24 protein-coding genes are annotated in these 23,318 nt (G+C 39.6%); 8 read left to right on the forward strand and 16 right to left on the reverse strand.

Annotated features, from left to right (window positions below):
- Positions 1-894 precede the first annotated feature (894 nt).
- Complete coding sequence (gene sucD / locus B4B65_RS06180) at positions 895-1,767, reverse strand: succinate--CoA ligase subunit alpha (protein ID WP_002992612.1); 873 nt, start codon at positions 1,765-1,767, stop codon at positions 895-897.
- An 82-nt stretch (positions 1,768-1,849) separates the two neighbouring features.
- Entirely contained in the window at positions 1,850-2,383 is a 534-nt protein-coding gene (locus tag B4B65_RS06185) for an RNA methyltransferase (protein ID WP_201680542.1), read from the reverse strand.
- A 108-nt stretch (positions 2,384-2,491) separates the two neighbouring features.
- On the opposite strand from B4B65_RS06185, the gene rpsT reads away from it, so the two are divergent.
- Positions 2,492-2,746: a 30S ribosomal protein S20 gene (gene rpsT / locus B4B65_RS06190; RefSeq protein ID WP_002992614.1), complete on the forward strand. Its 255-nt coding sequence runs from the start codon at positions 2,492-2,494 to the stop codon at positions 2,744-2,746.
- 113 nt (positions 2,747-2,859) lie between these two features.
- Here the strand turns inward: rpsT and B4B65_RS06195 are convergent, their stop codons facing one another.
- Both B4B65_RS06195 and B4B65_RS06200 read right to left on the reverse strand, forming a co-directional pair.
- Positions 2,860-3,711, reverse strand: a complete 852-nt coding sequence (locus B4B65_RS06195; RefSeq protein WP_293914361.1) for a 3-keto-disaccharide hydrolase — start codon at positions 3,709-3,711, stop codon at positions 2,860-2,862.
- Between the two features lie 60 nt (positions 3,712-3,771).
- The gene (locus B4B65_RS06200; RefSeq protein WP_003011532.1) at positions 3,772-4,584 is read right to left on the reverse strand and encodes a helix-turn-helix transcriptional regulator; all 813 of its coding nucleotides are present in this window, start codon (positions 4,582-4,584) and stop codon (positions 3,772-3,774) included.
- Positions 4,585-4,940: 356 nt separating this feature from the next.
- Between B4B65_RS06200 and B4B65_RS06205 the strand changes: the two genes are divergently transcribed.
- Positions 4,941-6,431 carry a succinate CoA transferase gene (locus B4B65_RS06205; protein WP_293914364.1) on the forward strand — a complete coding sequence of 497 codons (1,491 nt, stop codon included), beginning with the start codon at positions 4,941-4,943 and terminating at the stop codon, positions 6,429-6,431.
- A 26-nt stretch (positions 6,432-6,457) separates the two neighbouring features.
- Here the strand turns inward: B4B65_RS06205 and gldG are convergent, their stop codons facing one another.
- The 8 genes from gldG to B4B65_RS06245 form a co-directional block, all read right to left on the reverse strand.
- Complete coding sequence (gene gldG / locus B4B65_RS06210; RefSeq protein WP_293914366.1) at positions 6,458-8,878, reverse strand: gliding motility-associated ABC transporter substrate-binding protein GldG; 2,421 nt, start codon at positions 8,876-8,878, stop codon at positions 6,458-6,460.
- Between the two features lie 99 nt (positions 8,879-8,977).
- Complete coding sequence (locus tag B4B65_RS06215) at positions 8,978-9,556, reverse strand: hypothetical protein (RefSeq protein WP_201680538.1); 579 nt, start codon at positions 9,554-9,556, stop codon at positions 8,978-8,980.
- Between the two features lie 67 nt (positions 9,557-9,623).
- Positions 9,624-10,331, reverse strand: a complete 708-nt coding sequence (locus tag B4B65_RS06220) for an ATP-binding cassette domain-containing protein (protein ID WP_293914369.1) — start codon at positions 10,329-10,331, stop codon at positions 9,624-9,626.
- A gap of 9 nt (positions 10,332-10,340) precedes the next feature.
- Entirely contained in the window at positions 10,341-11,285 is a 945-nt protein-coding gene (locus B4B65_RS06225) for a glycerophosphodiester phosphodiesterase family protein (protein ID WP_293914371.1), read from the reverse strand.
- Positions 11,282-11,815, reverse strand: a complete 534-nt coding sequence (locus tag B4B65_RS06230) for a shikimate kinase (protein WP_293914373.1) — start codon at positions 11,813-11,815, stop codon at positions 11,282-11,284. The genes B4B65_RS06225 and B4B65_RS06230 overlap by 4 nt, the downstream gene beginning before the upstream one ends.
- A complete protein-coding gene (locus B4B65_RS06235; RefSeq protein ID WP_201680534.1) occupies positions 11,815-13,014 on the reverse strand; it encodes a BT_3928 family protein in 1,200 nt (399 codons plus the stop codon). The genes B4B65_RS06230 and B4B65_RS06235 overlap by 1 nt, the downstream gene beginning before the upstream one ends.
- A 7-nt stretch (positions 13,015-13,021) precedes the next feature.
- Positions 13,022-13,567, reverse strand: coding sequence for a DUF1599 domain-containing protein (locus tag B4B65_RS06240; protein ID WP_201680533.1), 546 nt, complete (start codon positions 13,565-13,567; stop codon positions 13,022-13,024).
- Positions 13,568-13,720: 153 nt separating this feature from the next.
- On the reverse strand, positions 13,721-14,737 hold the full coding sequence (locus B4B65_RS06245) for a hypothetical protein (protein ID WP_293914375.1): 1,017 nt from the start codon (positions 14,735-14,737) through the stop codon (positions 13,721-13,723).
- A gap of 189 nt (positions 14,738-14,926) precedes the next feature.
- Here B4B65_RS06245 and B4B65_RS06250 point away from each other — a divergent pair, with 189 nt between their 5' ends.
- The 4 genes from B4B65_RS06250 to cysM all read left to right on the forward strand — a co-directional run bounded on the left by B4B65_RS06250 (position 14,927) and on the right by cysM (position 17,851).
- Entirely contained in the window at positions 14,927-15,724 is a 798-nt protein-coding gene (locus B4B65_RS06250; protein WP_293914377.1) for a HipA family kinase, read from the forward strand.
- Entirely contained in the window at positions 15,708-16,085 is a 378-nt protein-coding gene (locus B4B65_RS06255) for a DUF3037 domain-containing protein (RefSeq protein ID WP_201680530.1), read from the forward strand. Before B4B65_RS06250 ends, B4B65_RS06255 begins: the two co-directional genes overlap by 17 nt.
- Before the next feature lie 63 nt (positions 16,086-16,148).
- Entirely contained in the window at positions 16,149-16,976 is an 828-nt protein-coding gene (locus B4B65_RS06260) for a serine O-acetyltransferase (RefSeq protein ID WP_201680529.1), read from the forward strand.
- Positions 16,977-16,978: 2 nt separating this feature from the next.
- Positions 16,979-17,851, forward strand: a complete 873-nt coding sequence (cysM, locus tag B4B65_RS06265) for a cysteine synthase CysM (RefSeq protein ID WP_293914380.1) — start codon at positions 16,979-16,981, stop codon at positions 17,849-17,851.
- A gap of 56 nt (positions 17,852-17,907) precedes the next feature.
- On the opposite strand, the gene B4B65_RS06270 is transcribed toward cysM, so the two are convergent.
- The 4 genes from B4B65_RS06270 to B4B65_RS06285 all read right to left on the reverse strand — a co-directional run bounded on the left by B4B65_RS06270 (position 17,908) and on the right by B4B65_RS06285 (position 21,503).
- Positions 17,908-18,597, reverse strand: a complete 690-nt coding sequence (locus tag B4B65_RS06270) for a hypothetical protein (RefSeq protein ID WP_293914382.1) — start codon at positions 18,595-18,597, stop codon at positions 17,908-17,910.
- Positions 18,598-18,686: 89 nt separating this feature from the next.
- The gene (locus B4B65_RS06275) at positions 18,687-18,977 is read right to left on the reverse strand and encodes a hypothetical protein (RefSeq protein WP_293914384.1); all 291 of its coding nucleotides are present in this window, start codon (positions 18,975-18,977) and stop codon (positions 18,687-18,689) included.
- 82 nt (positions 18,978-19,059) lie between these two features.
- A complete protein-coding gene (locus B4B65_RS06280; RefSeq protein ID WP_002992655.1) occupies positions 19,060-19,239 on the reverse strand; it encodes a hypothetical protein in 180 nt (59 codons plus the stop codon).
- Between the two features lie 125 nt (positions 19,240-19,364).
- Positions 19,365-21,503, reverse strand: a complete 2,139-nt coding sequence (locus tag B4B65_RS06285; RefSeq protein ID WP_201680525.1) for a S46 family peptidase — start codon at positions 21,501-21,503, stop codon at positions 19,365-19,367.
- A 217-nt stretch (positions 21,504-21,720) separates the two neighbouring features.
- Here B4B65_RS06285 and B4B65_RS06290 point away from each other — a divergent pair, with 217 nt between their 5' ends.
- Positions 21,721-23,073: a DEAD/DEAH box helicase gene (locus tag B4B65_RS06290; protein WP_201680524.1), complete on the forward strand. Its 1,353-nt coding sequence runs from the start codon at positions 21,721-21,723 to the stop codon at positions 23,071-23,073.
- Positions 23,073-23,315, forward strand: coding sequence for a hypothetical protein (locus B4B65_RS06295; RefSeq protein WP_002992664.1), 243 nt, complete (start codon positions 23,073-23,075; stop codon positions 23,313-23,315). The genes B4B65_RS06290 and B4B65_RS06295 overlap by 1 nt, the downstream gene beginning before the upstream one ends.
- The last annotated feature ends 3 nt before the right edge of the window (positions 23,316-23,318 follow it).

Genomic DNA, 23,318 nt, shown 5'->3' on the forward strand with positions numbered 1-23,318 from the left:
GGCCGATGGTATTGCCGTAACAGGTGGGAGAGTAGGTCGGTGCCTTTTTATAAACGAAGGACCTTTCTGGAAACAGATAAGGGCTTTTTTGTTTTCAAACGGTAGGTAAGGGTAATAGCTGCTGACAAAGCAGAGCAGCAAAATATTCCAAATCAAATACCTTACACATTAAATACAAAAGCTGGTGGGAGCGTGCCGCTCGTACCCATGTAATACAGGCACAAGCAGCGCTACGCTTATGCTTGCGCCAGAGTTAGTGATAACGGTTTTACTGAACTATCCTTCTCTATTCCAGCAGCATAACTACTTATTAACTGTTGAACGACTATACTGTTAGGAAAACTCTAACAGACGCATAAGAAAGCAAAAAGCTGTTGCGAGCGTACCGCTCGTACCAAGGTATTACTGGCATAAGCAGCGCTACGCTTATGCTTGCGCCAGAACTAGTGACAACGGTTTGCCCGAACTATCCTTCTCTATTCCAACAGCATACTTCTACTACTTATTAACTGCTGAACGACTATACTGTTGGGAAAGCCCTAACAGATACATAGAAGCAAAAGGCTGGTGTGAGCGTGCCGCTCGTACCAAGATAATACAGGCACAAGCAGTGCTACGCTTATGCTTGCGCCAGAGTTAGTGATAAAGGCTTGTCCGAACTATACTTCTCTATTTCAACAGTATACTAATACTATTTATTAAATACCTATACTGTTGGTGGGAATCCCAACAGAGGCAGCTAATGTGTTTCCTGATGTTCCTAACGGTAAGCTATACAGAGATGCAAGGAATTGCTTATACTTGGCAAATAATGGTTAAATAGAGGGGGTAAGGCTATAATAAAAAAAGCCGGAGTAAATTCTACTCCGGCTTTTAATATTTCAGTAAGAACGCTTATTTAGCTAATTCTTCAGCGATTGCTTTTCCGATTTCAGCAGGGGATTCTACAACGCGAATTCCGCATTCTGCCATGATTTTCATTTTAGCAGCAGCAGTATCATCTGCACCACCTACGATTGCACCAGCGTGTCCCATACGACGTCCCGGAGGCGCTGTCTGACCTGCTATAAAACCAACAACAGGTTTTGTACCGTGTTCTTTAATCCAACGAGCAGCTTCAGCTTCCATACCACCACCGATCTCACCAATCATGATGATACCTTTAGTCTCAGGATCGTTCATTAATAATTCTACAGCCTCTTTAGTCGTTGTACCGATAATAGGGTCACCACCGATACCGATAGCTGTAGTAATTCCTAATCCTGCTTTCACAGTTTGATCTACTGCTTCGTATGTTAATGTTCCTGATTTTGAAACGATACCTACATTACCTTTTTTGAAAATAAAGCCTGGCATGATACCAATTTTAGCTTCATCTGCAGTAATAATACCCGGACAGTTCGGACCGATCAAACGAGAGTTTTTGTCACTCAAGTAAGATTTTACCTGAATCATGTCTTTTGTAGGAATACCTTCAGTAATACAAACGATTACTTCGATACCTGCAGCAGCGGCTTCCATAATCGCATCAGCAGCAAATGCCGGCGGTACGAAGATGATAGATACGTTAGCACCGGTTTTGTCTACAGCATCCTGAACAGTATTGAATACCGGACGGTCCAAATGTTGCTGACCACCTTTGCCCGGAGTTACACCACCTACGACATTTGTGCCATACTCAATCATTTGAGTAGCGTGATAAGTACCTTCTGTTCCTGTAAAGCCTTGTACGATAACTTTTGAATCTTTATTAACTAGTACACTCATTTTTGTCTTGTTTTTTGCATCACAAATCTACTGTTTTGCGATGATATCTAAAAGTTTAAATAACGAACTTCTGAACTATTTTTCAATTAAATCTGTTTTTTACAACAAAATCCCATAAGACGATCCCGATTGTGACAGAAATATTAAAAGAATGCTTGGTGCCGAATTGGGGAATCTCCAGACATCCGTCCGAAATCTTCATAATCTCTTCATCTACACCGTGTACTTCATTGCCGAATACAAAGGCATATTTCTGATCTGATAAAGGTTCAAACTGATGTAACATCACACTGCCTTCTGCCTGTTCTATCGCTAATATCTGATATCCTTCAGCTTTTAATGCCTGCAGTCTGCTGACCACATCAGGGGCATGTTCCCAATCTACAGATGAGGTGGCGCCCAGTGCTGTTTTTTCTATTTCACGATGAGGAGGAGTACCGGTAATACCTCCCAAAATAATTTTTTCGACTGCGAAAGCATCTGAAGTACGGAAGGCCGAGCCTACGTTGTGCATACTTCTTACATTATCCAATACCAGTATAACCGGTATTTTAGATTGCTTTTTAAACGTTTCGACATCAGGACGCTGCAATTGGTCCATGGATAATTTTTGCATATACAAAGATAAGCAAGCAAAACTTTAATTTAGATTTTGATATATGAAAAATATGGGTTATTTTTGCAGTCCGAAATTTAAGTAAAGAAATAAAATTAGCTAATAAAAATGGCAAATCATAAATCAGCGATCAAAAGAATTAGAGCAAATGCAACTAAGCGTTTGAGAAACCGTTACCAAGCAAAAACAACTCGTAACGCAATCAAAAAATTACGTAACACTACTTCAGCAGAAGAAGCTAAAACTTTATTACCTCGTGTAATTTCTATGTTGGATCGTTTGGCTAAGAAAAACGTAATTCACAAGAAAAAAGCTGCTAACAACAAATCGAAATTGACTAAATTGGTTAACAAATTAGGTTAATTCCTCGTTAGACCTGTTTAAAAGCGATATAGTAGGGATACATGAATAATGTATCCCTTTTCTCGTTGCAATATAGCAGAAGGCCTGATTATATGTAATCAGGCCTTCTGTTTTTATTTCTGTGTAATGATTTGTTGTATGATCTTGTCCAGTTTTTCAGGATCTTTAATGTAAGTCTCCAGATTATATAATTCGACCTTTTTGAAATCTATTGGGTGACTCTCACTCTGAAGAGAAATATATCCCTGCTTTAACAGTTGCCCGTCTTTTTTCTGAGCCGGATCGTAGTCGGATACACTTCCTCCTCCGATCTGAGGTTTATTATACTCCAATACCACCTGACCTTCGAGAATATGTTGAATAACAGAATCTCCTAATACCACAAAGTCAGCTGTTACCCATTGATCTCCGTGGTAAGTTTTGGATTTGGAGCTGATACAATGCGGGGTGAATAATTTGTCATTCATTACGACATTAGTACCGGGAGTGCAGAGGTTGCTTGTCGTACGTTCATTTTTCCCGTCTCCACCTAACAGTTGTCCTTCAATAGATATCGGGAAATCCTGATTTTTTAACATAGTACGCGGATCCTGGCCATGCAGCATTGCTCCGCTGTTGCGCCATGCCCAACCTTCACCTTCCGGTGCCTGTTCTCCTACAAAACGGTACTGTACGCGTAAGACATATGCACTGAATGGTTTGTCATAGGCAATATGACCATATTGTTTGTCAAAGGATTTATAACCATCATATCTTACTTTGAGCAGGCCATCTTCAACTCTGAATGTATTTGCATAATTATCACCAACTTCGTGTTGGCGGATCTTAATGATCCAGTTTTTCATGTCTTTTCCGTTGAATAACTGGATTGGTTTGGGTTTCTTTACAGTTTGTGCAACTAATGGAGCTGAGGAGAATAATAAAGCTCCTATGCTTAGAGCTGCAAATGCATTCTTTAGTTTCATAGTATGGTTTGTGTCTTTCGCTAAAGATAGTGAAAAAATAACAGGAAGGAGAGGTTCTGCTTACAGCAAATGGTTTTTGTGCTTGACATATTCACTTGGCCGGACGCCCACTATTTTATTAAATGTATTACTGAAAGTAGGAAGGCTGCTATATCCGACTTTTAGTGCCACTTCATTGACTGTTAACTTTTCATCCAGCAAGAGTTTCAATGCCTTTAACATCCTTAGAATGGTATAGTATTGTATGAAGGACATGTTAAGTTCTTTTTGGAAGAGACGGGCCAGCGTACGTTCGCTGATGTCAAACTGTTTGGCTACATCTTTAAAACTTACATTTTCTTCAATCCTGCTATCCAGATAAGTAATAATATCCTTTAATTTGGTATGACTTGGATAAGGCAAAGCCAAAGGAAGTTCTGTCTGAGATAGTTCCGGCAGAATCAGTTTAAATGCTTTGGCAATGGAGTATTTAGGCTCTTCAACGGGGAAGATATTACCATTCCATCTGTTTGTAAACATGATCAGTTCTATCAGCAGATCATTTACAGGATAGATATTAATCTTATCAAAGAAATCTGTATCTGTTTCAAATTTGGGGAAATACAGATTTCGCATAATTACTTCAGGACTGCTTGGATGAATACTGTGTTTCATTCCGGATGGGATCCAAATATAATGACGTGCCGGTAAGAAAAATGATTTATCCGGTGTCTTTAGAAATACTACTCCGCCTTCAGTATATAGAAATTGCCCTTTTTGATGCATATGTTCCGCAATAAAGCTTTCGCCCATCACTTTATGATGACAGTAGATGCTATCTTCAAACGCATCTACTTCTGTCATGTAATACCGATCTACATATTTGGCTTCCATCTTCGAGAAATTTTAATAATTAAATCCTTGATTAACAATTATAATCCATAAAAGTAAGTTTATACTTACCTGTAAACTGCTCAAAAGTTAGTTGATACTCATTTTTGATGGTTGTATTCTTGATTATAACGGTCATACTATCAATATCTTACATAGATAAGAATGTCTTATTCAGGTAAAAAAGTAGTTAATAAAATGATATTAATCACTGATTCATAAATATTTACAAATATATCGTCTTTATTGGATAATTTTGTGGCAAAACGCAATAAAATGCCAAATAAATAAATGGTTAATATTGTCTGTGCTCGTTATGAGTGTGTTGTAAATGAGGTTTCATAAGTTTTTTTATAAATATGACAGAGGAAAGAATTCGGTTAGAAAGTCTTAAAGATAAAGTAGTCAGTGCTGCTGAAGCGGCTCTTCTCTTCGAAGATAATATGGTTGTGGGCTCCAGTGGTTTTACAAAAGCCGGAGATAGTAAGGTGGTTTTACCTGCCTTGGCAGAACGGGCACGGAAGGAGAAAATAAAGATTACATTAATGACCGGAGCTTCACTTGGTCATGATACTGACGGAAAGCTGGCTGAAGTCGGTGCATTGAAGAAAAGAATGCCTTTTCAGGTGGACCGTGTATTACGTAAAAAAATAAATGATGGGGAAGTGCTGTTTATTGATCAGCATTTGAGCGAAAGTGCTGAGCTTTTACATAATAAAAATCTTCCTCCTGTTGATATTGCTGTTCTTGAAGTTGCTTATATAGATCGTGACGGAAGTCTTGTTCCTACTACATCGGTAGGTAATTCTGCTACATTTGCCGCTCTGGCGAATAAAGTTATTCTGGAAATCAATACTGCGGTTCCATTGGATGTATTGGGTATTCATGACATCTATCAGGCAGAGGATTATCCATATCGTAATGTGATTCCGATTGTAGCTCCCTGGAATAAAATAGGAAGAAAGACAATTCCGATTAATCCTGATAAAATCGCTGCGATTGTATTTACAGATATTGTAGACAGTCCGGCAGATATTGCCGAACCTGATGCGAAGACTACAGCTATTGCCAATCATATTATGGCATTCTTTGAAAATGAAGTAAAGTTAGGTCATTTGACTGATCGTTTACTTCCTTTACAGGCAGGTATAGGCAAAGTGGCAAATGCTGTATTAACTGGATTTAAGGATAGTAATTTTTACGACCTGACGATGTTTTCTGAGGTATTGCAGGATAGTGCTTTTGATCTTATTGATTCCGGTAAATTATCATTTGCTTCAGCTTCTTCTATTACTGTTTCCAAGGAATGTTATAGCAGGGTATTTGATAACCTGCAGAAATACAGAGACCGGATTGTACTGAGACCACAGAATATTTCCAATACACCGGGGTTGATTCGTCGTCTTGGAGTAATAGCAATCAATACCGCAATAGAGTTTGATATCTATGGTAATGTCAACTCTACACATATCAGCGGCACAAAGATAATGAATGGTATTGGCGGTTCCGGAGACTTTGCACGTAATGCTTTCCTTAGTATTTTTGTGACACAGGCAGCTTCAAAAGAGAATGCAATTTCTCATGTATTGCCAATGGTATCGCATGTAGATCATACAGAACATGATGTCGATATTCTGGTTACCGATATAGGTCTTGCAGATTTAAGAGGATTAGCCCCGCGTGAACGGGCACAGGTTATTATAGACAATTGTGTACATCCGGATTTCAGAGCGGAATTGCAGTCTTACTTTGACCGTGCAAAGGAACGGGGAGGGCACACACCTCACTTGCTGGAAGAAGCCTTCAGCTGGCATATTCGTCTTAGCGAAAAGGGTACTATGAAAAAATAATAATGAACTAAAATATAGAGCCGTCACTACACCCTAGGGACGGCTTTTTTTGTGTACTTTCTTTTCCGTAACAGTTGTTGAAGGAATCCAGCCAAAAACAGAATGACCACAGGTAACACAACGTTTATAAACTGCCACTGCAACTTATCTTTTCGCACAAGTGCCTGATCCAGCATGCGCAATTTGACCTCCCTGTTTCTTAGTGATATCAAAGATGTATCATTCAATAAATAGTCCACTGCATTTTCCAGGAAAGTTTTATTGGCGAACTGTTGATTGGTATAGCGATCCCATCCCAATGGAAAAGGAGATTGATCCGATGCGTTGACCTGATTGATGAGCCAGTCTCCGTCTGCTATAGCCAGCATTTTTGCAGTCTTAGATACAGAAGATAAATCTTCAGGATTTTGAATTCCTGCGGGAGCCGGACGATTTTCAAAAATATAAGGAAATTTTCCCTGCAGTAATATGGCTACCGTAGCTGGTTTGCTTTTGAAGCGCGCAGGGTCTGGTTGTTCTTCTACCATTTGCAATGATATCGTTGCCGGGGTGCTGAGTATACGAGTAAAAGGAGAGGATTGAAGTATAATTTCTTTTTTAATGCCTTTTGCTTCAATAGTATCTATAGTTCCTGTGAATTCGGTACGTATTCCGTCCAGGTTTTTAACAATAGGATTTGTGGATACCGGCATAAGAATAGGATAAAAGAGCCAGGGAGCGAGCTCTATTTGAGATTGTCCGCCAACATTGCCTACACTGATCGGAATCTGTCCGCAGTTCATATCTGCTACCAGGTTATAATTAAAACGTAAGCCATAGAGGAAGAGCTGATCGTCCAGATTGAGCTGTCGTCCTATGATGGGCTGTTCTCCTGTTGCTCTAAGTTGATCCAGACTAGCATCTATCTGATCGATTGCCCATATGACATTTCCACCGTTTCTTATAAAATAATCGATCTTGTATTTGTCACTTTCCGAAAATGCTTTAACCGGTTTGGCAATAATCATGATATCCAGCTTTTTCAGGCCTTCATAATCGAGGGAGTCCAGGAGGATACGTCCAACCTCATTCCCGTTCATAAGTGAGTGCATGGCATCATACAATTGCAGGTCCGTCGCTTCCCCATGTCCTTCTGTAAATCCTATATATGGAAAGTCTTTCTTTGTAACTTTAGTAATAGCGGATATAAAGGCATATTCCAGATTTTGAATAGAATTATTTAGAATTTGTTCCGGACTTGCGCTGCTTCTGTTCTGCAGGAGATTGAGCGCGATTTCCCGGTCCTCTGTAGAAATAATAGCACCAGGGAAAATCATTTTTTGATTGAATCCTGATTCTGATTTTACACTGAGATTGGTGGGATATAATCCTCTTCCGACTAACGCCTGCGTAAATTCCTGCTGTTCCGCAGGCGTACCGGTCAATGGATTTAATATATTGAATTTAATCCTGCCATTAGAGTATGAGCGTAAATCTGATGCCATATCTATCGCTGCTTTTTTTAACCGGTCAAATCCACTGGGCAATTCTCCATCAAGAAAAATGGTAATGTATATGTCTTTGTCTAGTTTTTGGACAATGTTTTTAGATGTATCATTCAGGGTAAACCGCTTGTCTTCTGTAAAATCAATACGTTCAGACCATGAATTCATAAGTCCTGAATTGAGAAGAATAACAATAGCTATGGTCGCTCCGTAGTAGGTAAAAGTCTTCTTTCTGGGGTTGAACTGACGACGGAGATGCCCTACGGTCAGTACTAAAAAGAACAGAGGTACAGAAATGAAATATAGTAAATCAGATACCGTAAGTACGCCGCGGCTGATCGCCAGGTAATGTTCCTGAAACCCGATGTTTTTGACAAATGTCTCATAAGAAGTAAGGATACTTAACTGACTAATGGCATCGAAACCATAAAACATTATGAAACTACAGAAGACGGCCAGTAAAAAGGAAACAATTGCATTTTTTGAAAGGGAGGAACAAAAGAGTCCTATAGCAACAAATCCAATTCCTAATAGTAATAATCCGATATAGGAGCCAATAGTCGCACCGATATCTATATTGCCGGCTGGGTTTGCTAAGAAGTAAATGGAAATTGAATAGATAATGGTAGGTACAATTGCTAATGTGGTAATAGTAGTACCACCTAAAAATTTACCAAAAACAATTTGCCTTACTGTAACCGGACGACTCAACAGGAGATCATATGTTCCATCCGCTTTTTCTCCGGCAATAGCCCGCATGGTAATGGCCGGTATGAGAAAGATAAAGAGGTAAGGTGTAAGGGAGAAAAAACCGTCAAGGGAAGCATATCCATTGTCTAAAATACTGGTTTCCGGGAATACCCAAAACAATAAACCGGTAATTAAGAGAAATAAGCCTATGGCAAGATATCCGATAAGTGCATTGAAATACGAGGATACCTCTTTTTTATAAATACTAAGCAAAATGTCTTGTTTTTTGCTTCGAAAATAGCAAATAGAAGGCGGTAAAACAAGAAAGTACCGGCTGATCAGCCGGTACTTTCTTAATGGATTAAGTTAAAACTATCTTTTTCCCGGAAGATAGATCTGGAAACCTACACCAAAACCAAGACCAGTAGATTTATCTGCACCGCTCACATTTGCTTTGGAGTAATTGTATCCAAATGTTGCTTCCAAAGCTACAGTTTGTGTAATAAAGTGTGCATACCCTACGTTCGCTCCTGCTGTAAATGTTGCACCATCTCCTAATGAACTTCCAGCAATACCAACAGAACCTTGACCAAAGAAGCGGCCTGTAGAACTAGCTCCCTCTGGGAAGTAGTATCTTACGAATGGAGCAATACCATATCTCCAATCGTTTTCTCCATCTTTTATTGTAGTCAGTCCCAACATCCCCTCAGCACCAATAGCAATACCGTCCGATACAAAGTATCCTGCACGGGGATTAAGTGCTGCATTGAAAGATTTGCCTTCAAAACTATATCCTAAACTTCCGATAGAACCACCAACCATCCAGTTACCTGTCTGAATCGGTCTCATACCTACATCTGCTGATGTCTGAGGTTTAGTTTCGATTTTTTGAGCTTGAGTAACACCAACTGTTCCCAATAAAAGAATAAAAGGTAAAAATAATTTTTTCATGTTTTCCTGTATTTATTGATATTCAATATAGTAATAACAGTCAAACAGAAAGAAAGTTTTAGGAATTTTATTTAGTTATTTGAACAAAAATATCTTCCATTGTTAAGCCGGGGTATTTTGTGTCTGATTCTTTTAATGCAAAATTTTCCATTACTTTTCCTTTTTTTAGGATAATGACAGCATCACAAATCGCTTCCACTTCCTGCATGATATGGGTGGAGAACAGGACGGTTTTTTCTTTTCCCAGTGTTTTAATCAGACTTCTGATTTCGAGAATCTGATTAGGGTCTAATCCGGTCGTAGGCTCGTCCAGAATGAGCACCCGGGGATCATGGATAATAGCCATTGCCAACCCTACACGTTGTCTGTATCCTTTGGAGAGTTGTTGTACTTTTTTGTGTTGTTCGCTTTCCAGACCGGTAAGGTAGATAACCTCTTCTATTCGCTGAGACTTATTCGTGATATGATGTACTCCTGCTTCGAAAGCAAGGATCTCCCGGACATACATTTCTCCATATAAAGGATTGTTCTCAGGGAGGTAACCAATTAATTTTTTGATCTCCCGGTGAGCATTTTCTAAATTAAGTCCATTGATGATTACAGAGCCGGAATCAGCCGGAATCAGTCCTGTCATAATTTTCATCGTGGTTGATTTTCCTGCTCCGTTAGGTCCCAGAAAACCAACTATAGTATTGGCCGATACATCAAACGAAATTTCGTCTAAAGCCTTTTGCTGGTGGTACGTTTTGGTAATTTGCCTGAGTACAATAGACATGTGTGGTTCTTAATTGATAAACGGAGATTTTATTCCTCTTTTCAAGATGTAATATTTCAGGGATTTTCCTGCCTCTAATGGTCTGTCTGTGCTTAATATATCAGCACCTCTATCTACGTATTCAGCATATACCTGATTGCCATTTGCTTTAGCCTGTTTGTCCAGATTACCCATAGTGCCGAGGATAATGGGTATCCCATGGCCATGGAGAAGATCAACCAGACCTTTGTCAGCTTCTCTCGTTCCTACAAAAGCCACTAATCTGTTGTCCGGTATATCCCTGTCATTAAGACGCAAGAGGTCTCCGGAGTTGCGGATAGAGGCTGAAATCATAAGATCCGGAGCCAGACTGAATATACGGTCGGCCTGATTCGGGTTGTAGGTAATAATAATGACATGCGCTTCTGCTCTGGTCTTACGGATAGCATTAATAACCAGACTGTAAGGAGTTTCCTGTTTTACATCAAGGGTGTAGATTACTTTGCCTATTCCCCATGCCAGTGCTTCTTCTAAAGTTGGAATGCGATATAAGGTCAACTTTCCATTGTTGTCCTTGAGCTTAAGTTTTTTTAGTTCAGCAAGGGTATGATCGCTTACTTTGCCAGTACCATTAGTTGTACGGTCCAGTTTGTCGTCATGCATCAGTACCAAAGCAGAATCTTTAGTCAGTCTTACATCACATTCAACAATGGAAGGCTGTTTACTGGCGATATAATCGAATGTTTCTATAGCATTTTCAGGATATCCCGGATATGGCCCGCCTCGATGAGCACTGACAAGCGGATATCTTTTTTCATCATAAGTCAGAAACTGATATAAATCATCTACAGATTTGAATTTAAAAACGGTGCCCTGAGTAAGGGATGGCTTATTAGAGGAAGCCATTTCTATACAACTGCTGATCGTTGTCAGCAGGATAAACCCAAGTAGAAGTATCCGTATTCTTTTATTCATATAGTAGGACTATTTTCTTTATTGTGCGTATGTATCAGGCGAATGATTTCATCCAGATCACGATCCAGTTTTTCGAAGATAATATGAGCCTGATTATAAAACGGCTCCCGTTCTTCCAGTTTAGATTCAATAAACTGATAGAGCTCTTCTCCCTTTAACCCGAGCAGAATCGGTCTTTTCTTAACATCTGATTTGGATAGCCTGTCCCAGAGCGCTTTCGGTGTCATTTTCAGGTACAGAGAAATTCCTCTTTCATTGATCCAACTCATATTGTCATGGAAACAAGGTGTTCCTCCTCCTGTAGAAATGATACCGGATACTCCTTCCTGCTTTTGCAGGAATTCGCGTTCCAGATTTCGGAAAGCTTCTTCACTGTTTGTTTCAAAATACTGAGCAATCGGCATACCAATATATTTCACTATCTCTTCGTCAAGGTCGATAAACGGTACATTCATTTTATTGGCAAGCTTTTTACCGATAGTTGTTTTACCGCTTCCCATATAACCGATTAAAAAAACGGGCGTATTCATTATTTATCTTCCTTGAAATATTTTTTTTCTAACTTTTCGACAGATGGGAAGTTATTGTGAGACCATTTGTTGATCACGGTTCCATTTTGTAAAAGGAGCACTCCCGGATTAGATCTTACCATGCTTTTAAGCGGTACCTGATCTGCGTAAAAAATCTCAAAGATCAGATCCATATGTTCACTCAGATAATCAGCATCTGTTGATGAACTCGCTGTCAGTAAAACTGCTCTAAGATTATAGTCCTCTGCAATTTGTTTGACGGTCTGATTGATCTGACCCAAAGCTTCCAGTTCGCCTTTTCCCATTTTAGTCAGGTCTTTACTGACCACCACAAAGTTGTAGTAGGGATTGCTGATAATTTCCTGTGTTTTGTCATTTCCGTCTACATCAGTTATCATCAGATCCGGAATCGGGATAGCGTATCCTTTTTTGATAAGTTTACTTTTAGGATCTCCTACAATTTCCCAATCGCTGTCCTCCCATATTTTTTCAGACATATACACTTTGTCTGTAACATCCTTTGTTTCTCCCGTTTTTACATTTTTCATGGCATATATTGTCTCATATACGTCTCCTTCTTTACCTTCCGGTAAGACCATAAGAGAGGGGATATTATTGCCTTTTTTGTAAGGAAGAAAATCAATAAAAGGGAGGTAATGTGTTGTGTATATTCCTATGCCCATGGAGATGACGACCACAGCTGTAGTCAGCAGGTTACTGGTGAAAGGGTCTGCAATTATAGGTTTTATTTGTTTGCGATAGATAAAGATAATCAGAATGAGTGCCAGTAGAACAAGGTCTTTAGAAAAAGACTGCCATGGAGTCAAAGGAATAGCATCCCCAAAACATCCGCAGGATGTTACTACCTCAAAAAAAGCAGAATAGAAGGTAAGAAAAGTAAAGAAAATAATAAGAATCAGTAATCCCCAGGCTACTTTACGGCCATGGAAACCTAACAGTAGCAGAGCCCCGAAAATAATTTCCAATCCACAGATCAGAATAGCCAGGTAAGTGCTGTAATCATTCAGAAAATTCATGTTGAATACATGAAAATATTCTTCCAGTTTATATCCGAATCCGGTCGGGTCATTGGCTTTTATCAAACCCGAAAAGATAAAAAGCAGTCCAGTGAGGATTCTTGAAAATCCTAGCAGATAGTTTGTCTTTTGTTTAGCAGGTTGAATGTAGGTACTTTGCATATCTGGTTTATTTTTGTGCTGCCAAACCCATTTTTATCAAGGCGAATACGGCATAATTTAACATATCTTGATAGTTTGCATTGATTCCTTCGGAAACGATAGTTTGCCCACCGTTGTCTTCGATCTGTTTGACGCGGTGTATTTTCATCAGAATAAGATCTGTAAGTGATGAAATCCGCATATCACGCCAGGCTTCCCCATAGTCGTGATTTTTGGCTAGCATCAAATCTCTGGTCTGTTCTACTTTTTCATTATATTTTTGGTTCACAAATGCCGGATCCAGATTTTCCTCTCCATCTTCACCCAGTTCGATCTGCAGCATAGCAATTACACAGTAATTAATAATACCTACATACTCTTCGGCAATGCCCTCTCCAACTTTGGAGACTTGCTTTACTTCTAATGTACGGATTCTTTGAGCTTTAATATAAATTTGGTCGGTGATAGAGGATAGTCGCATAATGCGCCATGCTGTACCATAATCTTTTGTTTTCCTGATAAAAAGGTTTTGACAATGCTCGATAACACTGTTATATTCTTGAATCGTATCCATGAACGGTGATTGTATGCTCTTAATTATTTGTTGATTAGCAAATATAAGTAGAATAAGTAAAATTTGGGGATAAAGCAGGGACCGGCTTTGTAATTATAGCATCATATTCCCCGAAAATATGATGCTATATAATCAGTACAGTAATATTTTTGACTACCAGCGGACCAATTCTCCGATACGATAAGTCAATACACCTGTTTCGGGATCATACTTGTCTGTGGAGAGTACAGGCATAGGCATTTTGATTTGATCCTGATCCGGATGGTGCGTGCGGTTGTGATATGTTTTGATTTCTTTAGGAATAAATACTTTCCCGTTGACGGTCAGATTGCTGAGGGTCATGTCGATGACCGGAATGTCTTTGTAGTAGATAAAGTTGTCTCTTAAATGTCTGTCAGGAGTTCCAAAATCAAAGTATTTATGATATTGTTCTGTAAAATAAACGATCGTTTTGTCCATTCGGATTTTTTTACCCGGAAAGGCCAATGCGCCTATAGTATCTATACGTTGCGTCTGCAGATTTTCGACTGTATAAGTTACCCAGGAATGCTCTACATCTCCCCAGGAGAAATATAAATCCTTGGGTGTGAAATCAGAAGCTACACTTTTTCCTTTCTCGTATTTTGTTTTTGTAAGCTTTAATCTATATTTCCCTTTATTCCAGTTTAGTTTATTGCGCACACTTATAAAATCACCCTCACCATCACTGCTGTTGTAATATCCGGGAGAATTTGTCGCCTCTTTGCTGCGTTCGTACCAGCGAGAGAAGATTCCTCCACGTCCGATTTGTTGATACTTATTATCTTTGACACTATAACCATCCGAATGGGTCTGGATACCTCCATACACAGGCATACCATTTAGCTGAATATTGAATGGAGATATATAGAATGCATATTCGTCCGGAATATCATTGAGAACCTCAACATCTATACTGAAAGATTGAAAATCCGTTATAGTGCTGTCCAATTGTACAAAAGAATTGGTAAAATGAAGAGGAGGGAGAATGACACTATCCGGGTAATTGTGTGTATTCCTCATTTTTTTCTCTGTTTCTTTATGGAGGTCACTGTTTTCATATTTTTTCTTAAGCTCTTCTTTAGATTGAGCATTGACCATACTAACTGAAAGACTGAATAATAATAGGAAGGTATAATTTATGGATTTCATACAGATCTGTTTATTACCTCTAAAGTACGGATTTTTACAATCGATGAAGAGGGGCAAGGGACAAATCTGCAGAATTCTTACTACGCTTATGTTTTATTTTTATGATATTTACAAAATAAGCCTTTTGCACTTGCTTCCTGCTGGAAATGCGTGTAAATAGGAGGCGGTTTATTACATAAGTGATTGCAGATGAATATTAAAGAATTGGATATCCGTGAAGTAAACATTATCCGATATGTACAACCTTTCCGGGAAGGAGGATCTTTACCGGCTCTTGTAGATGCAGATGACGGATTTAGTTATGTTATCAAGTTTCGCGGGGCGGGGCAGGGGCGTAAAGCTTTGATTGCTGAATTGATAGGGGGCGAACTTGCACGGGTACTGGGACTTCGTGTTCCTGAGATTGTGTTTGCTGAGCTGGATGATTCTTTCGGTCGTACAGAACCTGATGAAGAGATACAGGATCTCCTCAAATTCAGTGTTGGTAAGAATCTGGGTTTACATTTTCTGAACGGAGCTATTACCTTTGATGCTAATGTAGATCATATAGGTGCTGAAGAAGCATCAAAAATCGTTTGGCTGGATGCGTTGCTGATGAATGTAGATCGTACGGTAAAGAATACGAATATGCTGATCTGGCACAAAGAACTATGGCTGATTGATCATGGTGCTTCGCTGTATTTTCATCATAGCTGGGACAATTGGGAGGAACAATCCGTGAAACCTTTTGTTCAGATTAAGGATCATGTATTGTTGAAATATGCTTCGGAGGTAAAGAAGACTGACGAGAAATACAAACCCTTATTTACGGAGGAAATCATCCGCAAAGTGTTATCTGTTGTGCCGGATGAATGGCTGCAGGATGAAGTAAGAGAGTTGAGTGCAGAAGATGCCCGTTTAGTCTATATTCAGTTTTTATGTAACAGGCTTACACATTCAGAATTGTTTGTTAATCAAATTATAGAAGCACGTGAAGAACGTATTTGAATATGCTGTAGTGAGACTCGTGCCTAGAGTGGAGAGAGAAGAGTTTATCAATGTCGGTGTGATATTGTATTGTAAGAGAATGCGCTATTCCGGATTTTTATGGCAATTGAATGACGATAAATGCAGTGTATTGTGCAGAGATTTGGATGTTGACATGATTCGCCAGCACTTACATTCATTCGAACAGATCTGTAATGGTTCAAATGATGGGGGGAAGCTGGCTGAATTAGATCAGGCGGAGCGGTTTCGTTGGCTGACCGCCCGGCGCAGTACACTTATACAGTGCTCGCCTGTACATCCGGGCTTAACGGAGAATCCTGCAGATACACTTCAGGACCTTTTTGAAAAACTAGTAATCTGAGACAAGATGGAAGATATTCGCATTGATAATGGGAAATAGCTGACTTGCTCAAAAAAATAAAATATGTCTGCTGATAAAAATATGGAAAGCTTCTATGATCATTTGTATGCAAAGCAACTGGAAGTACAGGATATGCCTTCTAATAAACGAATAGCCCAATGGGCTATGAATCTTTTACATTTGCTTTTTCCGGAGCGGAACTCCAATAGCTACCAGTCTGTAGAAGAGATCAGAGTTGCTTTTCAGCAATCTGAAAATGAACTTTTTGATCTTCTGATCCGTACAAAGGCTTGTTCACAATGTGATAATCAGGAGATTTCACGTGTGTTTTTTACCTGTTTGCCCGGGCTCTATGAAATTATGCTGACGGATGCGCGATCTATATTAGCCGGAGACCCTGCTGCGAAAAGTATTCGTGAGGTGATACGTACATACCCCGGATTTATGGCGATCAGTGTATTCCGGTTGGCAAACCAGCTGCATAAGCAGGGAGTGCCTTTGATACCACGGATTCTTACGGAGTATGCACATTCCAAGACTGGCATAGATATTCATCCGGGTGCGACGATCGGGCAATATCTGTATATCGATCATGGTACGGGATTAGTAATCGGGGAGACCAGTGTGATAGGAGATCATGTTAAATTGTATCAAGGCGTTACTCTGGGCGCTTTAAGTGTAGAAAAAAACATGGCTAATCTGAAGCGTCATCCGACAATAGAGGATCATGTGATCATTTATTCCGGAGCAACAATTCTGGGTGGTGAGACCGTTATCGGACATCATTCTATTATTGGAGGTAACGTCTGGCTGACTTCCAGTACAGATCCCTACACGACAGTCTACCATCAGGCTAATTCTAAATTTATTGACGCTAAACCACTTACATAATTATGGGAAATATAATAGATACCATAGGAAATACACCTTTGGTCGAGATTACTAAGTTTCATAACAATCCAAAGGTGAAAATCTACGCCAAAATGGAGGGAAATAATCCGGCCGGATCCGTTAAAGACAGGGCTGCATTGAATATGATTCGCTCGGCTCTGGAACGGGGTGAGATTACGAAGGAATCCAAACTTATAGAGGCGACCAGTGGTAATACTGGTATTGCATTGGCGATGATTGCAGGTATGTATGGCTTAAGCCTGGAATTGGTAATGCCCAGCACGTCTACACGTGAACGAACACTCACGATGGAAGCCTTTGGAGCTAAAGTGACACTTCTGGAATCTATGGAGATTTGCAGGGATTATGCGGAAGATAAAGCTGCTTCGGGTGAGTATTTTATTCTAAATCAATTTGCAAATCCTGATAATTATAAAGCACATATCAAGACAACCGGACCAGAGATATGGCGAGATACAGAAGGAAAGATTACCCATTTTGTGAGTGCGATGGGAACGACGGGCACCATTATGGGGAATTCAATGTTTCTGAAAGAGAAAAATGCTGATATCCAGATTGTAGGTTGTCAGCCTACGGAGGAATCTTCTATTCCCGGTATTCGCAGGTGGCCTCAGGAATATCTGCCTAAAATATTTGATGCGACCCGTGTAGACCGGGTTATTGATATTTCACAGGCTGAATCTACACAGATGTCCCGTGAGCTTGTAAAAAGAGAAGGAATATTTGCTGGAATGAGTACAGGCGGTGCTTTTGCTGCTGCACTCAAAGTCGCAAATGAACTTGAGGAAGGTGTAATCGTATTTATTGCCTGTGATCGTGGAGACCGGTATCTGAGCTCTGACCTGTTTGGATAAAATAAAATGACATTGTATCTAAAAGCGCTGTCCGTTTACCGGACAGCGCTTTTGGTTTATTGCGTTTCTCTGCTCCAGATCTCAAAGATCGGATCACCCTTTGAGCTTTTGCCGCTGTGATGCCAGTCATTACCTTTTAGCTCTCCCTGGAAGCTGAGGGTGGCGCCTACACGGCTATTATCCCTGGAAAAAAATAGCAGTTTTTCTGTGTATTGGTTATCCTGAAAAGAGTAGTTACCTCCTCCGGTACCGTAGAATCCTTTTTGAGCAGGATTGATAGCGATCCACTGAAAATAACCATCTACCAATATTTTAATGGTTTTGCGGTCACCTCTTTTAATGCTGTTGATATTTTCTCCTTCTTTTCTACCCGTGATTCGCCATAAACCGTCCAGACTCTGTGCTTTTCCGGCTGCTTTTGTATAGGTATGTTCATTCAGCGTTAATGTATTTCCGGCCATTTTTGATTTGAATAACTGCTTACTACCCACTTTATCAGGATCCTGAGAATTAAATTCAACTGATACCTGTATTCCCTGAGTATCAGCCTGAATAGGTCCTCCCCAGGTGTAAACAAAATTATTTTCACTGAATTGAGTATAGGTACAATATTGATCCTTAAATAACCAGAGTTCTGTAGTTCCATCCTTTGATGAAAGATAAGCTCCTTCTAAAGACGGTTGCTGAGCAGATACAGGTGACAGGCTACATAGCGCAATGATAAGAGTAAAAAGCAAGGTTTTCATGACGTATAGTTATTGGTTATCCATTATTATACGAATGAAGATATACTTTTGTTTGCAGGAAAGATAAGGTTACAATAGAACGGAGTCCGTTATCTGCCGTTGTACAGATCGAACAAATGTTCCCATTCTGCTGACAGAGATGAGGAAAAAGCAGGTTGTTTTGCTTTGTTATACCAATAGCCGGCATTCCATTTGTCTCCTTCTTTGCGGTGAAGATAAGCATGTATATGTGCGGATACCGGGTCGTGTAACTGATCTATAAGATCATGTGCGGTCTGCCAGTCTCCTTTAGCATCATACCACAGCGACTGAAGGTGAACCGAAAAATCTGCGGGTGGTTTAGGATGCAAAAGCGATGCATCAAATGTAGCACGTTCCATAGAATTAAATTAGACAAACTCATTTAAAATAAAAAATCCTTACCCGTAAAGGATAAGGATTTTCTATCTCCGAAAATTGAAATTATTTTCCGTCGTTTTTCTTAGCAGTAACTTCGTTACGGATGTCTTGCGCTAAAGTTTTGATTTCTTGTAAACCTTTACGTACACGCGTACCTGCAGCAGCGTTTCCGTTGTTGAAAAATTTGTCCGCATCTGCTTCGATTGAAGCTACTAGCTCTTTTAATTTAGTGTAGTTTTCCATTTTTAATTAATATAATTATAGTTTTCTTTAATTAATCCTCAAACGATGTTATAAATATACAAAAAGCAATGAAAGCATAAATATTTTTTCATCTTTTTTTGCTGAAAAAAGTTATTTAATAGCAGTTATTCTACAATTTTCAGTTCTTCAATAATATTTGTAGCTCCAGCAAACTTATCAATGATAAATAATACATAACGGATATCTACAGATATTGTACGTTGTAGTTTTGGATCGAAGATCACATCTCCGGCCATTGCCTCAATGTTACCATCAAAAGCCAGGCCAATTAATTCTCCATTGCCGTTAATTACAGGAGATCCTGAATTTCCTCCGGTAATATCGTTGTTGCTCAGGAAATTAACAGGCATATATCCTTTTTTGTCTGCATAGCGACCAAAGTCTTTTGCATTGTAAAGATCAATGAGACGTTGCGGAAGGTCAAATTCTTCGTCTCCTTTTTTGTACTTTGCAATAGTTCCTTTTAGGGTCGTGTAGTAATTTTCCGCTGCATCATTTTTTGCATTTGGAGGAAGGGCCATTATCGAACCATATGTCAAACGTAAAGTACTGTTCGCATCAGGATAATATTTTCCTTTTGGATTTGATTCCAGTACACCGGCGATGTATTTGCGGTGTGCGGCCTGGAATTTTCCTTCGGCTTCTTCCTGACCAGGCAATACTTCACGGTATTTGGTCATTAAAGCTGAAGAAATAAGGAACAACGGATCTTGTGCTACAGCTGCAGCATCAGGGTTGGCAAGAAAAGCATTTACTTTTTCAGATGAAGCGAAGATACTTGTTGCAAATGCCTGCTCTACATCCTTATGGAAATCTCCGCCATTTTTGCTTGCTAACGTTGCAATGTAAGGAGCAATAGCACCACCTTTCTTAGCATACAGATTAAGCTCTTGTGTCAATACTTCTATTTCCAAAGGCTGATATAGTTTTTCATACGAATCCTGAATGAAAGCATTTAGCTTAGGAAGCATCTCTGATCTTTTTGCTTCATTTTCTTTTGCATATTGAGCAAGACCTCCACCCAGATTCGCTGGAAGTGCAGCGAAAGTTGAAGAGCGGATCATACCGGTAAGGTAATTGTCATGTCTTGCTTTTTCATTAGTAGCTGCGTAATAATCGTTGATGGTTTTGATAACATCACCATACTTTGCTTTGTTGGCAGCTTTGTTAGCCCATTTGTTAAATTTAGCTTCTTCTACTGCTTTTGTGGCAGCTGTCTTATGGAAGGTTAATGCATCGATCATACCCTGGCGGTTTTTCCAGTAGTTGGCAACACCTGAGTACTTGGAAGCATAGTTAATTTTTACTTCCTGATCCCGATCCATATATTTTTTCATAGCATCCAGACCTGTTTTTGAAGATTCAACCCACGCCGGATAAGCAAATTTTACATTCTGCTCAATACCTGCTGAAGGCATCCATCTGTTTGTACGGCCGGGATATCCCAGAATCATAGCAAAATCGTTATCCTTAAAGCCTTTCAGACTGACAGGAAGAAAGTGTTTTGGCTTCAATGGAACATTCTCTTTGGAATACTGTGCCGGGTTGCCGTCTTTGTCTCCGTATACACGGAAGATAGAAAAATCTCCGGTATGGCGTGGCCATTCCCAGTTGTCTGTATCACCTCCGAATTTACCGATGCTGTTTGGAGGCGTACCTACAAGGCGAACATCTGTATAATCCTGATAAACGAAGTAGTAATACTCATTTCCATTGTAGAAAGATCTTACAGATACTACATACTTACCGCCTTCGCTGTTTTCTGTCTGGATTTTAGCAATCTCCTGATTAATGATTTTCTCACGTTCCTTTTCGGTCATTTTATCATTTACAAGACCAAGAATACGCTTTGATACATCGTCCATACGTACGAAAAAACGTACAAATAAGGATTTTGGTTTTAATTCTTCCGCTTTTGTTTTAGCCCAGAATCCGTTTGTTAAGTGGTCATTCTCCGGTGTAGACAATTCGGCGATAGCACCATATCCACAGTGGTGATTGGTAAACACCAGACCTTGATTGGACACGATCTCTGCTGTACATCCTCCGTTGAATTGTACAATCGCATCTTTAAGACTGGAATTGTTAATGCTGTAAATTTCTTCAGCTGTTAATTTTAAGCCTTTTTTCTGCATATCTGCCATATTCAGACGCTTGATGTGCATTAAAAACCACATCCCCTCGTCGGCAAATGAGCTTAGACTTACTGCAAATAGCAGTACGAAAATCCATAATTTTTTCATATCAACCTTTTAAGTTCTTTTATATCTAGGACAAAGTTGCTTTAAAATAGGTTTAAATCAAAATCTGAGGGTTGCATAATCAGAAAAAGATGAGTTTTATGTCATCCCTCAAATCGTTCGCTGTAGCCTCTGTCAGGCTTGTATGGCATAGTGTCTCCGGTCAAATCTGATGGTAATGTGACCTTTTCATATAAATGCTTTTCGCTATCTTTGCCAAATGCAAAACTCTTTTGAAGATTTCAAGTTCAATAAACAGATCCTCAATGCTATCTCAGAAGCTGGCTATTCCGTTCCGACGGAGATACAGCAGAAGGCTATTACCCCTGTTCTGGCAGGGCAGGATATTATGGGGATAGCGCAGACGGGAACGGGTAAAACAGCCGCGTTCGTGTTGCCTATGTTGATGAAGCTGAAATATGCGCAAGGTAAGGATATGCGTGCGCTTATCTTATCTCCTACGCGGGAGTTGGCCATGCAGATCGAAGAACATATACAATTGTTTTCAAAGTATCTTGATCTGCGTACTGTAGTACTGTATGGTGGCCTGGGACCTAAAACGCAAATTGAAAACCTGGAAAAAGGGGTAGATATTATTGTAGCTACTCCGGGTAGATTTTTAGATCTTTATCTGGAAGGACATATCAATGTGAAGTCTCTGAAATTTCTGGTTATGGATGAGGCCGATAAAATGATGGATATGGGTTTTATTTCTAAAATCCACCGTATACTGGAAGTCGTTCCCCGGAAAAGACAAAATCTGTTGTTTTCTGCAACAATGAGTGAACTTGTCCGCAAAATTGCAGGAGATTTTCTGGCCTTTCCTACAGTAATCGAAGTTACGGAACAGGCTACTCCGGCTAAGACAGTACAGCAGGCTGTCTATAAGGTACCTAATCAAAAAACAAAACTCAATCTCTTACAGCATCTTCTGAAGGATGATGAATCTTTTCACCGTCTTATTGTATTCTGTAAAACAAAGACTGTAGCAGATAATGTATTTCATTTTCTGGAACGTAAATATGGTACAGAGCAGGTGAGAGTTATTCATGCCAATAAGGGTCAGAATACACGTATCAACTCGATCAATGCATTTAAAGAAGGTAATATCAGGATTCTGGTTGCTACGGATGTAGCTGCACGTGGTCTGGATGTTTCTAATGTGAGTCATGTGATCAATTTTGAAGTACCAATAGTTATTGAAGATTATGTGCATCGTATCGGACGTACCGGGCGTGCATTCAATGAAGGAGATGCAATCACGTTCAGTAATCCTGCCGAAGAATATTATGTAAGGAAGATCGAAAAACTTATCCGTCAATCGATTCCGGTTCTTGAAATCCCGGAAGAAGTTTTTGTTGAAAAAACAGGTTTTGAGGAACGTCAGGCTATAGCTCGTGAAATTGATAATCAGAAGAAAAAAGATGATCCTGATTTCAAAGGAGCTTTTCATGAGAAAAAATATATGCTTAATGGAGGTGGAAAACCTAAGCCTGTAAAGAAAGCAGGAACAAAGAAGACAACGGGAACAGGAAAAAAGAAGAAGGGAAAAGCTTTCAAGCCTAGTAAATAATGGGACTGAAACTAACACCGTTAAATATCACGCTGGCCTGTATTCTGGTTTGGTTTTTTAGTGAACTGGGACACCCGGAGACAGCGATGATCTCTATTCCCTGGTTAGGGGTGCTGGTTGTTGTATTGGCTGTTGTGGATCTTTTATTCAGAGTGTGGATAAAGGATCTGAAACGTGTGTGGATGTTTGAAATAGGATTTATTTTGGTGGTAGGTATTGTCACCGTATTGATAAGAATATAAAGA

Origin of the sequence: Sphingobacterium sp. UBA5789, assembly GCF_002418355.1 — a bacterium.
Lineage (GTDB): Bacteria > Bacteroidota > Bacteroidia > Sphingobacteriales > Sphingobacteriaceae > Sphingobacterium.

Excerpts from the sequence above, each read along its gene's own strand:
- sucD (WP_002992612.1), bottom strand. The coding sequence starts at position 1,767 with ATGAGTGTACTAGTTAATAAAGATTCAAAAGTTATCGTACAAGGCTTT.
- B4B65_RS06205 (WP_293914364.1), top strand. The coding sequence starts at position 4,941 with ATGACAGAGGAAAGAATTCGGTTAGAAAGTCTTAAAGATAAAGTAGTC.
- rpsT (WP_002992614.1), top strand. The coding sequence starts at position 2,492 with ATGGCAAATCATAAATCAGCGATCAAAAGAATTAGAGCAAATGCAACT.
- B4B65_RS06185 (WP_201680542.1), bottom strand. The coding sequence starts at position 2,383 with ATGCAAAAATTATCCATGGACCAATTGCAGCGTCCTGATGTCGAAACG.
- B4B65_RS06290 (WP_201680524.1), top strand. The coding sequence starts at position 21,721 with ATGCAAAACTCTTTTGAAGATTTCAAGTTCAATAAACAGATCCTCAAT.
- B4B65_RS06250 (WP_293914377.1), top strand. The coding sequence starts at position 14,927 with ATGAATATTAAAGAATTGGATATCCGTGAAGTAAACATTATCCGATAT.
- B4B65_RS06200 (WP_003011532.1), bottom strand. The coding sequence starts at position 4,584 with ATGGAAGCCAAATATGTAGATCGGTATTACATGACAGAAGTAGATGCG.
- B4B65_RS06245 (WP_293914375.1), bottom strand. The coding sequence starts at position 14,737 with ATGAAATCCATAAATTATACCTTCCTATTATTATTCAGTCTTTCAGTT.
- B4B65_RS06275 (WP_293914384.1), bottom strand. The coding sequence starts at position 18,977 with ATGGAACGTGCTACATTTGATGCATCGCTTTTGCATCCTAAACCACCC.
- B4B65_RS06285 (WP_201680525.1), bottom strand. The coding sequence starts at position 21,503 with ATGAAAAAATTATGGATTTTCGTACTGCTATTTGCAGTAAGTCTAAGC.
- B4B65_RS06235 (WP_201680534.1), bottom strand. The coding sequence starts at position 13,014 with ATGCAAAGTACCTACATTCAACCTGCTAAACAAAAGACAAACTATCTG.
- B4B65_RS06270 (WP_293914382.1), bottom strand. The coding sequence starts at position 18,597 with ATGAAAACCTTGCTTTTTACTCTTATCATTGCGCTATGTAGCCTGTCA.
- B4B65_RS06295 (WP_002992664.1), top strand. The coding sequence starts at position 23,073 with ATGGGACTGAAACTAACACCGTTAAATATCACGCTGGCCTGTATTCTG.
- B4B65_RS06260 (WP_201680529.1), top strand. The coding sequence starts at position 16,149 with ATGTCTGCTGATAAAAATATGGAAAGCTTCTATGATCATTTGTATGCA.
- B4B65_RS06195 (WP_293914361.1), bottom strand. The coding sequence starts at position 3,711 with ATGAAACTAAAGAATGCATTTGCAGCTCTAAGCATAGGAGCTTTATTA.
- B4B65_RS06220 (WP_293914369.1), bottom strand. The coding sequence starts at position 10,331 with ATGTCTATTGTACTCAGGCAAATTACCAAAACGTACCACCAGCAAAAG.
- B4B65_RS06280 (WP_002992655.1), bottom strand. The coding sequence starts at position 19,239 with ATGGAAAACTACACTAAATTAAAAGAGCTAGTAGCTTCAATCGAAGCA.
- B4B65_RS06240 (WP_201680533.1), bottom strand. The coding sequence starts at position 13,567 with ATGGATACGATTCAAGAATATAACAGTGTTATCGAGCATTGTCAAAAC.
- B4B65_RS06225 (WP_293914371.1), bottom strand. The coding sequence starts at position 11,285 with ATGAATAAAAGAATACGGATACTTCTACTTGGGTTTATCCTGCTGACA.
- cysM (WP_293914380.1), top strand. The coding sequence starts at position 16,979 with ATGGGAAATATAATAGATACCATAGGAAATACACCTTTGGTCGAGATT.
- B4B65_RS06215 (WP_201680538.1), bottom strand. The coding sequence starts at position 9,556 with ATGAAAAAATTATTTTTACCTTTTATTCTTTTATTGGGAACAGTTGGT.
- B4B65_RS06230 (WP_293914373.1), bottom strand. The coding sequence starts at position 11,815 with ATGAATACGCCCGTTTTTTTAATCGGTTATATGGGAAGCGGTAAAACA.